Source organism: Streptomyces sp. NRRL B-24484 (assembly GCF_000717715.1).
Lineage (GTDB): Bacteria > Actinomycetota > Actinomycetes > Streptomycetales > Streptomycetaceae > Kitasatospora.
Genome location: NZ_JOAI01000003.1, coordinates 143104 through 156314, shown reverse-complemented (window position 1 = coordinate 156314; position 13211 = coordinate 143104). Strand labels below are relative to the sequence as shown.

13 protein-coding genes are annotated in these 13211 nt (G+C 75.3%); 7 read left to right on the top strand and 6 right to left on the bottom strand.

Annotated elements, in window-relative coordinates; all coding sequences use genetic code 11:
- Positions 1-33: 33 nt before the first annotated feature.
- Complete coding sequence (locus IE98_RS0104075) at positions 34-741, bottom strand: response regulator (RefSeq protein ID WP_043173415.1); 708 nt, start codon at positions 739-741, stop codon at positions 34-36.
- Positions 738-2033, bottom strand: coding sequence for a sensor histidine kinase (locus tag IE98_RS0104070; RefSeq protein WP_078660756.1), 1296 nt, complete (start codon positions 2031-2033; stop codon positions 738-740). The genes IE98_RS0104075 and IE98_RS0104070 overlap by 4 nt, the downstream gene beginning before the upstream one ends.
- A 303-nt stretch (positions 2034-2336) precedes the next feature.
- On the opposite strand from IE98_RS0104070, the gene IE98_RS0104065 reads away from it, so the two are divergent.
- On the top strand, positions 2337-4538 hold the full coding sequence (locus IE98_RS0104065; RefSeq protein ID WP_063748859.1) for an MMPL family transporter: 2202 nt from the start codon (positions 2337-2339) through the stop codon (positions 4536-4538).
- Between the two features lie 87 nt (positions 4539-4625).
- Here the strand turns inward: IE98_RS0104065 and IE98_RS0104060 are convergent, their stop codons facing one another.
- Positions 4626-5000, bottom strand: a complete 375-nt coding sequence (locus IE98_RS0104060; protein ID WP_030264149.1) for a hypothetical protein — start codon at positions 4998-5000, stop codon at positions 4626-4628.
- 268 nt (positions 5001-5268) lie between these two features.
- Here IE98_RS0104060 and IE98_RS0104055 point away from each other — a divergent pair, with 268 nt between their 5' ends.
- Together IE98_RS0104055 and IE98_RS0104050 are read left to right on the top strand one after the other, a co-directional pair.
- Positions 5269-5616: an ArsR/SmtB family transcription factor gene (locus IE98_RS0104055; protein WP_030264146.1), complete on the top strand. Its 348-nt coding sequence runs from the start codon at positions 5269-5271 to the stop codon at positions 5614-5616.
- Positions 5613-7325, top strand: a complete 1713-nt coding sequence (locus tag IE98_RS0104050) for a SulP family inorganic anion transporter (protein WP_030264143.1) — start codon at positions 5613-5615, stop codon at positions 7323-7325. Before IE98_RS0104055 ends, IE98_RS0104050 begins: the two co-directional genes overlap by 4 nt.
- Before the next feature lie 34 nt (positions 7326-7359).
- Here the strand turns inward: IE98_RS0104050 and IE98_RS44220 are convergent, their stop codons facing one another.
- Positions 7360-7773, bottom strand: coding sequence for a hypothetical protein (locus IE98_RS44220; protein WP_052390093.1), 414 nt, complete (start codon positions 7771-7773; stop codon positions 7360-7362).
- 203 nt (positions 7774-7976) lie between these two features.
- Between IE98_RS44220 and IE98_RS0104040 the strand changes: the two genes are divergently transcribed.
- From IE98_RS0104040 to IE98_RS0104025, 4 genes are all read left to right on the top strand, one after another.
- Complete coding sequence (locus IE98_RS0104040; protein ID WP_052390092.1) at positions 7977-8351, top strand: ArsR/SmtB family transcription factor; 375 nt, start codon at positions 7977-7979, stop codon at positions 8349-8351.
- Between the two features lie 176 nt (positions 8352-8527).
- The gene (locus IE98_RS0104035) at positions 8528-9559 is read left to right on the top strand and encodes a glycosyltransferase family 2 protein (RefSeq protein WP_030264134.1); all 1032 of its coding nucleotides are present in this window, start codon (positions 8528-8530) and stop codon (positions 9557-9559) included.
- Between the two features lie 170 nt (positions 9560-9729).
- Complete coding sequence (locus IE98_RS0104030; RefSeq protein WP_052390091.1) at positions 9730-10533, top strand: glycerophosphodiester phosphodiesterase; 804 nt, start codon at positions 9730-9732, stop codon at positions 10531-10533.
- Positions 10530-11903: an MFS transporter gene (locus IE98_RS0104025; protein ID WP_052390090.1), complete on the top strand. Its 1374-nt coding sequence runs from the start codon at positions 10530-10532 to the stop codon at positions 11901-11903. The genes IE98_RS0104030 and IE98_RS0104025 overlap by 4 nt, the downstream gene beginning before the upstream one ends.
- Before the next feature lie 46 nt (positions 11904-11949).
- On the opposite strand, the gene IE98_RS0104020 is transcribed toward IE98_RS0104025, so the two are convergent.
- Together IE98_RS0104020 and IE98_RS0104015 are read right to left on the bottom strand one after the other, a co-directional pair.
- On the bottom strand, positions 11950-12624 hold the full coding sequence (locus tag IE98_RS0104020) for a hypothetical protein (RefSeq protein WP_063748858.1): 675 nt from the start codon (positions 12622-12624) through the stop codon (positions 11950-11952).
- 215 nt (positions 12625-12839) lie between these two features.
- Positions 12840-13043, bottom strand: a complete 204-nt coding sequence (locus IE98_RS0104015; RefSeq protein ID WP_030264118.1) for a cold-shock protein — start codon at positions 13041-13043, stop codon at positions 12840-12842.
- Positions 13044-13211: the final 168 nt, after the last annotated feature.

The window sequence follows — 13211 nt, the reverse complement described above, 5'->3', positions numbered from 1 at the left end:
GCTTCGATCCCGACGCCGCGGCCCCGGGGGCCGCTACCCGGTGACCGCGCCGCCGGCCCGGCCGCCGGGTGCCGCCCGGGCGGTCACCAGGCCCGACTCGTACGCCGCGACGACCGCCTGGGCCCGGTCGCGGACGTCGAGCTTGCCGAAGAGCGCGGTGATGTGGTTCTTCACCGTGGAGGTGCCGATCCCCAGGGCGAGCGCGATCCCGGCGTTGTCGAGGCCGGTGGCCATCAGCCGCCACACCTCGACCTCCCGGGGCGTCAGCCCGCCGGTGTCCACGGCGGCCGGCGACGGGCCGGCGGGCGCCCGGACGTAGGCCGAGATCAACCGGGTGAGCAGGCGCGGCGCGACCACCGCATCACCCGCGTGGACGGTGCGGATCGCCGCGCAGAGCTCCTCGGGGGAGACGTCCTTCGGCAGGAAGCCGCAGGCGCCGGCCCGCAGCGCGGCCACCACGTACTCGTCCATGTCGAAGGTGCTGAGGGCGAGCACCCGGCAGTCGGGCAGGGTGCGGGCCAACAGCTGCGCCGCACCGACCCCGTCCAGGACGGGCATCCGGATGTCCATCACCACGACGTCCGGGCGCAGCCGGTGGGCGAGGTCGACGGCCTGCGCCCCGTCCGCGGCCTCGCCCACCACCTCGAAGGACGGGTCGGGGGAGAGGATCAGCGACAGGCCGCGCCGGACGAGCGGCTGGTCGTCCACGACGAGGATCCGGATCCCGGGCGCGGCGGTCACCGGTTCGCCTCCCCGCACTGCACGGCCGCCTCCGCGACCTCGTCCGGGGTCAGCGGCAGGTCGGCCACCACGGCGAAGCCGCCGCCGGCCTGCGGACCCGCGTCCAGGGTGCCGCCGTGCAGGGCGACCCGCTCGCGCATGCCGATCAGGCCGTACCCGGCCCGGCGCCCGGTCGGCGCGGCCGCGTCCCGGGCGGGTGCGCCGCCCCCGTCGTCGCGCACCTCGACGGTGACCCGGTCGGTGCCGTACGTCAGCCGGACGAGCGCGCGGGCCGACCCCGCGTACTTGCGGGCGTTGGTGAGGCCCTCCTGGGCGATCCGGAACACCGTCAGGCCGACGGTCGGCGGCAGCGGCCGCGGCGCGCCCTGCACGTCGAGCCCGGTCGGCAGTCCGGCCCGGCAGGCCTCGGCGACCAGCCGGTCGAGGTCGTCCGTGCCGGGCTGCGGCGAGGGCGGTGCGGTGTCCGGCTCGTCACCGGCCCGCAGGACGTCCAGGAGCTGGCGCATCTCGCGCAGCGCCATCCGGCCGGAGGACTCCAGGGTGACCAGGGCGTCCCTGACCACCTCCGGATTCCCGGCGTTGGCGCGGGCGCCGCCGGCCATCAGCTGCATGGTGGTGATGTGGTGGGCCACGATGTCGTGCAACTCCCGTGCGATGCGGCGGCGTTCGTCGGCCACCGCCCGGTCGGCCAGCAGTCTGCGGTTGGCCGCCACCTCGCGCTGCCAGCGGGAGACGGCGAGGCCCGCGCCGACCACGAGCAGGACGGTGAGCGGGGTGGCGACGGCCGCCTGCCAGTCGGGCGGCCGGAGATGGCTCTGCGCCAGCGCGGTCACCACCGCGGTCGCCGCGGCGGAGGCCGCCGTCCGGAGGCCGCTGCAGGTCCGGGCGACGGTGAACAGGGCCACCACCGGGACGGCGCCGAAGTGGCTGGTCGGCGGCGCGGACAGGTCGGCCGCCGCCCCGAGCAGCACGACGGCGGCGAGCACCGCCACCGGGTGCCGGCGCCGGGCGAGCAGCGGCAGCGCCGACAGCACGATCACGACGAAGCCCGTCAGGCCGGGGCCCTCGCTCCGCTCGGCGGTGCTGAAGAGCAGGTAGGCGAGCAGGTCCAGCGTGCAGGCGCCGACGGCCACCAGCGCGTCCGTGTGCGTCCACGGCGAGGCGTCGGCCTCCGGTGCGGGGCCCGCTCCGCCGGCCGGGAGGGCCGGGCCGGTCCCCCCGCCCGCCCCGGCGCCGGGGCGCTGACGCCCGCCCAGGTCCGCCGCCGCCTCGGGGCGCTGACGCCCTCCCATGTCCGTTCCTCCCGTGCCCGGTGGCCGTGCCGTGCCCGGCCGCGGCTCGGGCCGACCCGGTTGATCAGCCCCGATGCCCGATTCTGGCACCGCCGCGCACCGCCCCGCGTGGTCCCCGCGGCCGACGGCGGGCCGGCCGACCAGGACCACGGTCCTGGTCCGGAGCCCGAGGGGGAGCGGGGGCCCCCGTGCGGATCGTCCGCTGCCCGGACGCCCCGGGGCCCCTGCGGGTGGTGGTCTGGAGACCGGCCGGGAACCCCCGGTCGCCACCCGGACGTTCGCGTCCACGACCCGGAGGACGACGTGATCCGCGCCTTGACCGGATTCTCCACCAGACACGCGTGGAAGGTCATCGCCGTCTGGGCGGTGCTGGGCATCGGACTGGGCGTGCTGGGCCCGGTGCTGTTCGCCGGTGTCACCCAGGCGCAGTCCGGGGACTTCCTGCCCCGCGGCTACGACTCGGCCGCCGCCCTGCGGATCGCCGAGGAGCGGTTCGGGGTGCGGTCGGACACCACCACGGTGACGGTGCTGGTCGCCCGGGCCGACGGCACCCCGCTCTCGGCCGCCGACCGGCAGCGGATCGAGGCCGGGGCGGCGGAGCTCGCCCGGCACCGGGTGGTCATGCCGCGGAAGGAGGACCAGCCGGCCTTCCTGGTCCCCGACCGCTCGCAGACCCCGCGGATCGCCCCGGCGGTGGTCGCGCCCGACGGGAGCTTCGAACTGCTCGCCGTCGCGCTCGCCGGCAGCGCCGCGGACGAGGGCGTCCAGGCCGTGTACCGGACCTTCCGGGACACCGCCCGGGCCCGGTTCGCCGAGACCGGGCTGCGCACCGGGTTCACCGGGGGAGCGGCCGACGCCGCCGATACCACCGACGCCCACCGGACGGCCACCGTCGTCGCCGGAGCGCTCGTCACCGGCCTGATCGTCCTGCTGAACGTGCTGGTGTTCCGCAGCGTCCTGGCGGCCGTGCTGCCGCTGCTCGCCGTCACCGTGATCGGCGGTGCCGCCGGCGGCGCGGTGGCGGGCGCCGCCGCGCTCACCGGCCTGCGGCTCGACCCCGGCACCCCGGGACTGGTCTCCGTCGTGCTGCTCGGCATCGGGATCGACTACCTGCTGTTCCTGCTCTTCCGGTTCCGCGAGCACCTGCGGGCCCGCCCCGCCCAGCCGGCGCGCGAGGCGGCCGCCGAGGTCTCCGGCCGGGTGGGCACCGCGATCACCTCGGCCGCGCTGACCATCGTGGCGGCGTTCGCCACCCTCGGCGTGGCGAGCTTCGGCCAGTTCCGCTCGCTCGGCCCGGCGATCGCCGTCGCCGTGCTGGTCATGCTGCTGGGCAGTCTCACCCTCATGCCGGCCCTGCTCGCCGCCTGCGGCCGCCGGATGTTCTGGCCCTCCCGCAGCCTGCGCCGGGAACAGCGCGAGGGCTTCGCCGCCCGCTTCGGCGCCCTCGTCGCCCGGCGGCCGCTGCCGCTGCTGCTCGCCGCGGTGGCCGTACTCGCCGCGCTGGCCGCCGGCACGACCGGCATCCGGATGGACTACGGCGGGGGCGGTGCCTCCGGTACGGCGGCCGCGGCCACGGCCGCCGAGATCTCCCGCGCCCTGCCCGCGGGCGTCTCGGACCCGACGACGGTCTACGTCACCGCCGAGGACGGCGCCGCGCTCGGCACCGGGCGGCTCGACGGTCTCGCCCGGGCCCTCGGCGCGGTCGGGGGCGTGGGCCGGGTCGGCCCGACCGTCCTCAACGAGGACCGCCGCGCCGCCCGGATCGACCTCTACCTGACCGCCGACCCGCAGAGCCGGCGGGCCCGCGACCTGGCCGCCGGTCCCGTCCGGGCCGCGGTCGCCGCCCACACGCCGGCCGGGACGAGCGCCCACGTGGGCGGCACGGCGGCGGTCTTCGCCGACATCTCCACCGCGGTCGACCACGACCTCGCGATCGTCTTCCCGGTCGCGGCCGCCCTGATCGCCCTGATCCTGCTGCTGCTCCTGCGCAGCCTGCTCGCGCCGGTGGTCCTGATGCTGTCGGTGGGCCTGGGCTTCGCCGCCACCCTCGGCGCCGCCACCCTGCTGTTCCAGCACCTCCTGGACGGGCCGGGCGTCGCCTTCACCCTGCCCCTGGTGCTGTTTTTGTTCGTGGTGGCCCTCGGCACCGACTACAACATCCTCGTCACCGACCGGATCCGCGAGGAGATGCGGCACCCGGGCCCGGTCCGCGGGGCCGTGGCCCGCGCGGTGCGCCACAGCGCGCCCGCCGTCGCCACCGCCGGCCTCGTGCTGGCCGGCTCCTTCGCCACCCTGGCCACCACCCCGGGCAGCGGACAGGTCGCCTTCGCGATGACGCTCGGCATCCTGCTCTCCGCGCTGGTGCTGTCCCTGGTCCTGGTGCCCGCGCTGGCCGCCCTGTTCGGCCGCGCCCTCTGGTGGCCGCTCCGCCCGGGCAGCCACCCGCGCACCACCGCGCCGTCCACGGACACCGCCGCGGAGCCCGACCGGCTGCCCGTCCGCTGACCGGCGCACCCCGCCGGCCGGGAGGCCCGGACCGTCCCACGGTCCGGGCCTCCCGCCGTGCCCCGCGCCCGGTGCACGCCGACGGGCCTACAGGACCACACGGTCGTCGATGAGCCGCAGGCGGTGACGGGCCATCGCGAGGTTGGCCCGGGCGCGGTCCAGCACCAGGGAGAGGAACAGGCCGCCGCCGGTGCGGGTGAGCGGACGGATGAGGTGGTACTGGCCGGACAGCGAGGTGAGGATGTCCTCGACCCGTTCCCGGCCGAGGCCCGTGTCGTCCAGGGCCCGGCGGGCGGCCCGCACCAGGTCCGTGTGGCAGGCCGCGGCGAGCGCCGGATCGATGCCGAGCGCCCCGCCGGTGCGGGTGCCGAGCGCCATGCCGCTGTCCCCGTCCACGATCGCCGCGCCCAGTGCGCCGTCGATCCCCATCGCCTCCGTCAGTGCCTGCTCCACGCCGCCCATACCGGGCCTCCTCGTCGGTGTCCCTGTCCTCCCGGGCGCGGCTGCGCACGGGTCTTGCCCGGGAGGCTACGAAAACGCGCAGGTTGCAGGCCTGTGGATGACCGCAACCGACCGCAATCGTCCGGCCGGCCCCCGCCGCACAACATGAAGAGATCAGAAGTTGAAGAATTCTTCACATTGATACATGCTGCGGGTGTGCGGTCGGACGGCCGCACCGCGCACAGCCCCGGCCCGCTCCGGCCGGCGGCGGGAAGGAGCGACAGGGGCGATGACCGTACCGCTCTACCAGCTCAAGGCCGAGTTCTTCCGCACCCTCGGCCACCCGGCACGCATCCGCGTCCTCGAACTCCTGCAGGACGGCCCCCGGCCGGTGCGCGACCTGCTCGCGGCCCTGGAGATCGAGCCGTCCAACCTCTCCCAGCAGCTCGCCGTGCTGCGCCGCACCCGGCTGGTCGCGGCCACCCGGGACGGCAACACCGTGGTCTACGCACTCGCCACCCCGGACGTCGCACACCTGCTGCACACCGCGCGCCGGATCCTCGGCGCGATGATCACCGACCAGTCGGACCTGCTCGCCGAACTCGGCAAGCCGCGGCGGACGGCGACGGAGAGATGAGCGGGGCGTCCGCGGCGGCCGCGCACCGGCTCGGCGCGCGGCTGCGGGCCGTGCTGCCCGACCGCGCGGTGTGGGCGACGATGCGGCGCTCGCCGCGCAAGGACCTGGCGGCCGGGCTGACGGTGGCGATCGTCGCACTGCCCCTCGCGCTGGGCTTCGGCGTGGCCTCCGGCGCCGGGGCGCAGGCGGGCCTGGCGACGGCCGTGGTGGCCGGCGCGGTCGCCGCCCTGTTCGGCGGCTCCCACCTGCAGGTCAGCGGGCCGACCGGGGCGATGACCGTGGTCCTCGTGCCGATCGTCCACCGCTACGGCACCGACGGCGTGCTGACGGTGGGGCTGCTCGCCGGACTGCTGCTGGTGGCGACGGCGATCGGCGGCGCCGGGCGCTTCATGGCGTTCGTCCCGGCGCCGGTGGTGGAGGGCTTCACCCTCGGCATCGCCGCGGTGATCGGCCTCCAGCAGGTGCCGGCCGCACTCGGTGTGAAACCCTCCGGCGCGGAGAACACCGCCGTCGCGGCACGGGACGCGCTCGTCGACTTCGTCCGCGACCCGCATCTCGCCGCACTCGCGCTCGCCGCGGGTGTGGCGGTGGTGATGCTGCTCGGCGCCCGGCTGCGGCCCGGCATCCCGTTCTCGCTGCTCGCCGTGATCGGTGCGACCCTCGTGGCCTCCGGCGCCGGGCTGGACGTGGCGACGATCGGGCACCTGCCCTCCGGACTGCCGGCTCCGTCATGGGGCTTCTTCCACCTCGGCGACGTACCGGAGTTGGCGACGGCGGCGCTCGCGGTGGCCGCCCTCGCCGCACTGGAGTCGCTGATGTCCGCCACCGCCGCGGACGCGATGAGCGTCTCCGAGCGGCACGACAGCGACCGCGAGCTGTTCGGCCAGGGGCTGGCCAACCTGGCCGCACCGCTGTTCGGCGGCGTCGCCGCCACCGGCGCGATCGCCCGGACGGCGGTCAACGTCCGCTCCGGGGCCGCCTCCCGGCTCGCCGCACTCGTCCACGCGGCCGTCCTCGCACTGGTGGTCTTCGCCGCCGCCCCGCTCGTCGAGGGCATCCCGCTCGCGGCCCTGGCCGGCGTGCTGATCGCGACCGCGGTGCGGATGGTCGAGGTCGCCTCGCTGCGCGCCCTCGCCCGGGCCGGCCGCGGCGAGGCCGCCGTGCTCGCCCTGACGGCGGCCACCACGCTCGCCTTCGACCTCGTGACCGCCGTCGTGGTCGGCCTGCTGGTGGCCGGCGCGCTGGCGCTGCGGCAGGTCGCCCGCTCCGCCGCCCTCACCCGGGTGCCGCTGCACGACGGCCTGCCGCCCGCCGACCACCACACCGAGGAACAGGCCCTGCTGGCCGAGCACATCGTCGCCTACCGGATCGACGGGCCGCTGTTCTTCGCCGCCGCCCACCGCTTCCTCCTCGAACTCGCCGAGACCGGCGACGTGAAGGCGGTCGTGCTGCGGCTGTCCCGGATCACCGCGATCGACGCGACCGGTGCCCTCGTCCTCGGCGACGCCGTCGACAAGCTGGAGCGGCGCGGCATCCTCGTCCTGGTCTCCGGCGTCCGCGAGGACCACCGCAGGACGCTGGACGCACTCGGCGCGCTCGACGCCCTCCACGCGGAACACCGCGTCTTCGCCGGGACGCCCGAGGCCATCGCGTACGCCCGCACCCGCCTCGGCGCCCACCTCGCCCCCGCCCCCGGAGGCGGCCGGTGAGCGCGCCCGCCGCCCGCCGCCCCGCGGATCCCGGTCAGCCCGGCGCGCCGGCCAGCCGGAACACCGACAGCCGCTCCGGCACCAGCAGCAGCAGTTGGTCCACCTCGCCGGACCACGGGCCGACCGGGATCCGCGGCCGGTCCCGCTCGTCCGGCTCCGGCACCAGCCGCACCGAGCCGGTGACCAGCACCAGCCAGCCGGCGTGCCCCTCCGGGTCGATCCGCTGCGCCTGGTAGGTGAGCCGGTCGGGGCAGACGGGGATCCCGCCCGGGAAGCGGACCCGGAGGTACAGGAGGGTGCCCTCGACGAGGTGCCGGACGACGGTCGGCGGCGTGTCGCCGGGCGGCCGGAGCACGCACCCCGGCGCGAGCCCGGCCAGCAGGGTCAGCGCCTGCACGGGCTCCTGGTCCAGCGGGCCCAGGAACGGCCCCCGGTCCTCGTCGTCCATCGCGCACCTCGGAGAAAGGTGGGAACGGGCCCGCCGCACCCCCATAGCGCAGGCGGGCCCGGGGCCGGCGGCGCCGTGGAGGTGCCACCGATATGATTGAGTTTATCAGTTGCGAATAATCGCAACTCCTCGGGTCCACTCGCGCGACCTGCGTTGATACCCTCGGAGCTGCAGCCGATCAACCTCGACACGGACGGTGATCCATGCCAGTCGGCAGACCGCGGCAGCCCTCCGTCACCGCCGTGCCGCTCTACCAGGTCAAGGCCGAGTTCTTCAAGACGCTCGGACACCCGGTGCGGATCCGCGTCCTCGAACTGCTCAGCCGGCGCGAGCACGCCGTCGCCGAACTGCTCGCCGACGTCGGCGTCGAGGCCTCCAACCTCTCCCAGCAGCTCGCCGTCCTGCGCCGGGCCGGCGTGGTCACCTCGCAGCGCGACGGCGCCACGGTGGTCTACCGGATCACCAGCCCCGAGGTCGCCGAACTCCTCGCCGTCGCCCGCCACATCCTCACCGACGTGATCACGGACCGGGCCGAACTCCTCGGCGACCTCCGGCCCGGCACCGGCACCGGCGGCTGAGACCGGGCAGGGGCCGGGCCGCTGCACCCTGCCGCACACCCGGGGCCTACCCCCCGTTCATCCGACCGTCGTGTGCATTCCCTACGCTCGGGCCGCTACAGGTGGCGATCCGCCACCCCCGGTGATCGGCGATCGGCGCCCCACGGCGCCGCCGCCCCCGAGCGAAAGGCCGCTGGATGGCCCCGCGCCTCTCCGTCGTCGTCCCCGTCTACAACGTCGAGCGCTACCTCCAGGAGTGCCTCGACTCGATCGCGGCGCAGACCTTCGAGGACTTCGAATGCGTCATGGTCGACGACGGCTCGACCGACGGCGGACCCGCCATCGCGGAGGCGTACGCCGCCGCGGACCCCCGGTTCCGGCTGGTCCGGCAGGAGAACAAGGGCCTCGGCGCCGCCCGCAACACCGGCTGGCGCCACCTCGCCCCCGACACCGAGTACCTGTCGTTCGTCGACAGCGACGACACCCTGCCGCCGCACGCCTACCAGCTGATGATCCGTACGCTGGACGAGACCGGGTCCGACTTCGCCGCCGGCAACGCGCTGCGGCTGCGGCGCGACGGCCTCACGCCGTCGCACGCCCACCGCCGCCCGTTCCGCGAGACCCGGCTGCGCACCCACGTCAGCGAACTGCCGGCCCTGGTCACCGACCGCACCGCCTGGAACAAGGTGTACCGGCGCTCGTTCTTCGACGTCGCCGGCATCCTCTACCCCGAGGGCATCCTCTACGAGGACGCGCCGGTCAGCGTGCCCCACCACTTCCTCGCCGAGCGGGTCGACGTGCTGGCCGATCCGGTCTACCACTGGCGGGTCCGCGAGGACGGCGACCTGTCGATCACCCAGCGGAAGACCGATCCGCGCGGCCTGGTGGACCGGGTCCGCTCGATGGAGCTCGTCCGGGAGTGGCTGCTCGGCCGCCCCGAGCCGGTGTTCGCCGAGCACCTGCGGGCCTACGACCGGAACTGCCTGGTCGAGGAGATCCCGATGTTCTTCTGGTCCGTCCCGGACGGCGACCGGGCCTACCGCCAGGCCTACCAGCAGCACGTCAGCCGGCTGCTGCGGGCGATCGCCCCCAAGCGCCCGGCCGGGCTGAGCGCGCAGCTGTGGCTCAAGTACCGCCTGACGCTGGCCGATCGGATGGACCGCTTCGTGGCCGTCCAGCGCCTGCACCGGCTCGCCCGGCGCACCCGCCGGGCCGTCGCCCGGGGCTGAGCCGGGCCCGGGGGAGGGGCGGCCGGGCCGCTCCGGGCCCGGCCGCGGCGCACCGCACGTTACTGCTTGACAGGTTACGTCATACTGTAACGCGCGCGGTCCGGGGCGCCGTCGGAGCGGGCAGCACCGCCCGGCCCGCACGGCCCACTCCCCGCACCTCGGAGCACCGCATGCACCCCTTCCTCGACCAGCCGGGGCCGATCGCCTTCGCGCACCGCGGCGGCGACCTCGGCCACCCGGAGAACTCGCTCGCCGCCTTCGAGGCCGCCGTCGCCCTCGGGTACCGCTACCTGGAGACGGACGTGCACGCCACCGCTGACGGCGTCCTGGTGGCCTTCCACGACTCCCGCCTCGACAGGGTCACCGACCGCACCGGGGCGGTGGCCGACCTGCCCTGGTCCACCGTCAGCAGGGCCCGGATCGGCGGCACCGAGCCCGTGCCGCTGCTGGAGGACCTGCTCGACGCCTTCCCCGGGGCCCGCTTCAACATCGACGTCAAGGCGGAGCGGGCCGTCGCGCCGCTGGTCGAGGCGGTCCGCCGGACCGACGCCTGGGACCGGGTCTGCGTCGGCGGCTTCTCCGACAGCCGCCTCGCCGCCGTCCGTGCCGCCGCCGGCCCCCGGCTGGCGACCTCGCTGGGCCCGCGCGAGGTGGCCCGGCTGCGGCTGCGCTCGCTCGCCGGGCCGCTGCTGCGGGGGAGCGGGGCGCCGTTCGCCGGGGTGTGCGCGCAGGTGCCGGAGCGGCACCGGGGCGTGCGCGTCGTCGACCGGGCGTTCGTCCGCGAGGCCCACCGCCTCGGTCTGCAGGTGCACGTCTGGACGGTGGACGATCCCGTGCGGATCGGGGCTCTCCTCGACCTCGGCGCGGATGGCATCATGGCCGATCGCATCGACGTCCTGCGGGACGTCCTCGGCGAGCGCGGCTGCTGGAACGACGGCAGCGCCGGCACCGGAACGGAGACAGGAGCCCCATGAGCACCGCAGCCCAATTGCCGGACCACGTCGAGACCCCCACCGAAAGCCGGTCCCTGCGCCGGATGCAGTTCGGCTGGTACGTCAACGACTGGGCCAACGCCGCCTTCTCGGCCACCGTCCTGACGGTGTTCCTCGGGCCGTACCTGACCTCCGTCGCCAAGAACGCCGCGGACGCGGCCGGCGACGTGCACCCGCTCGGTCTGTCGATCCGCGCGGGCTCGTTCTTCCCGTACACGGTCTCCGTCTCCGTGCTGGTGTCGGTCGCGGTGATGCTGCTGACCGGTACGGTCGCGGACCGCACCGGGCGGCACAAGGAGCTCATGTGCGGCTTCGCCTACGTCGGGGCGACCGCCACCATGGGGATGTTCTTCCTCGGTGGTGACCGCTACCTGCTCGGCGGCGCCCTCCTGGTGGTCGCCAACATCGCGTACGCGGTGTCGGTCGCGCTCTCCTACGCCTACCTCCCGCGCCTGGCCACCCCCGACCAGCGGGACGCCGTCTCCTCCAAGGGCTGGGCCTACGGCTACGCGGGCGGCGGACTGCTGCTGATCGCCAACCTCGCGCTGTTCGAGGGACACGACGCGCTCGGCCTGGCCTCCGGCACCGCCGTGCGGATCTGCCTGGCCTCGGCCGGCCTGTGGTGGGCGCTGTTCACGATCGTCCCGATGCTGCGGCTGCCCTCCCGGGCCGGCGCGGCCCCCGACCCCGCCGCGGCCGACCGGCAGACCGGCGGCAGCCTGCGCGAACTCGCCCGCACCCTGCGCGGCATGCGCCGGTACCCGCTCACCCTGCTCTACCTCGCCGCCTTCCTCTGCTACAACGACGGCATCCAGACCGTCGTCTCGCAGGCCTCGCTGTACGGCAGCGAGGAACTCGGCATGGACCAGACCTCGCTGGTCGCCGCCGTCCTGCTGGTCCAGATCGTGGCGATCGGCGGCGCACTGCTGCTCGGCCGGATCGCGGGCCGGTACGGCGCCAAGCGGACGGTCCTCGGCTCGCTGGTCGCCTGGGTGTTCACCCTCGCCCTCGGCTACGTCATGCCCGCCCACAAGCCGATCTGGTTCTTCGCCCTGGCCTGCATGATCGGCCTGGTCCTCGGCGGCAGCCAGGCGCTCTCCCGCTCGCTCTTCTCCCACCTGATACCGGCCGGCAAGGAGGCCGAGTACTTCAGCTTCTACAAGATCAGCGACCGCGGCACCAGCTGGATGGGCCCGCTGGTCTTCGGCCTCGCGTACCAGCTCACCGGCAGCTACCGGTCGGCGATCATCTCCCTGCTGGTCTTCTTCGTGATCGGCTTCGCCGTGCTGCTGAAGGTCCCGCTCCGGCGGGCCGTCGAGGCCGTCGGCAACCCCGTCCCCGAGCGGCTCTGACGGCGGCCGGCCCGCAGGGCGGGCGGCGACCCGACGGACCGCGGGGTCAGCCGGGACGGCCCGGGCCTCCGCCCCGGTCGTCCCGGACGCCCGCCCCGGCCGTCGCCCCGCCGCCCGCCCGGGCCCCGTCCACGGCCGTCCGGCGACGGACCGAGTCCGGGTAACGGGAACTGAACGTGAACGCCGCCGCGATCAGCGCGACCGGGATCACCCAGTTCAGCCAGTCGTCCCCGCCCTCGACGTGCACGGCGACCACGCCCAGCACCGCGATCACGGCGAACACCAGCCCCCACACCGCCGTCAGCAACCGGTTGACCCGCCGGAACACCGGGCTGTCCCAGTACTGCCGCGGCGTCGACTCGCGCGCGTACTGCGCGGTGAACGGGTCGAACAGCAGCGAGCCGAACGCCACCACCGCCAGCACCCCGGACGAGATCGGCTGGGCGTACGTCTCCAGCCACTCCAGGTCGTCCCGGCCGAGGAAGAGCGCCAGCAGGCTCATGACCGCGAAGAAGGCGATGCCGGCCACGTCCAGGATCTTCCAGCCCCCTCGGCCGGCGGACGGCCGGCCTAACAGGACGGCCGTCACCAGGGCGGCGAGGGAGGCGTACTCCCAGGTGCTCGGGCTCGCCACCACGTCGAAGACGATCCACGGCGCGAACCCGGCGAAGTAGCCGCCGCCGGCCGGCCGGCTCCCGTGTTCCTCGGTCCGCTGTTCCATCGGGCACCTCCGACCGCCGCGAACGGGTCCCCCTTCGATCGTGGGCGATCCGCGGAGCACCCGCACGGGCAACCGCCGGGGCCGGTCCTCCGGCCGCTCCCGGAACCGCCGGGCCGGGACGCACGGAGGCCGCCACCCGCACAGGTGGCGGCCTCGACCCCGCCTCCCGGGGAGGGGGTGCCGGCCGGTCCGGCGCCGCCGGACCGGCAACCGGGTCAGAGCGCCCGGACGTTGCCCGCCTGCGGGCCGCGCTGACCCTGGGAGACCTCGAACTCGACCCGCTGGTTCTCCTCGAGGTTCCGGTAACCGCTTCCGACGATCGCGCTGAAGTGGACGAACACGTCGGCGCCCCCCTCGTCGGGCGCGATGAAGCCGAAGCCCTTCTCACCGTTGAACCACTTCACCGTGCCCTGTGCCATCGACAAGCCTTCCGTGGATCCGTCGCCCGGGCCGATCCGTGCCCGGCAGCCCCGCCATCATCCCCGCCGACGATCAGCCGAAACCCCCGTGCTTTTCGGTTATCCGCGCAGCCGCCGGCGATCTCCTGAACGACGCGGTCCACCGGCCGCCGAACCCCGCGGCGCCGC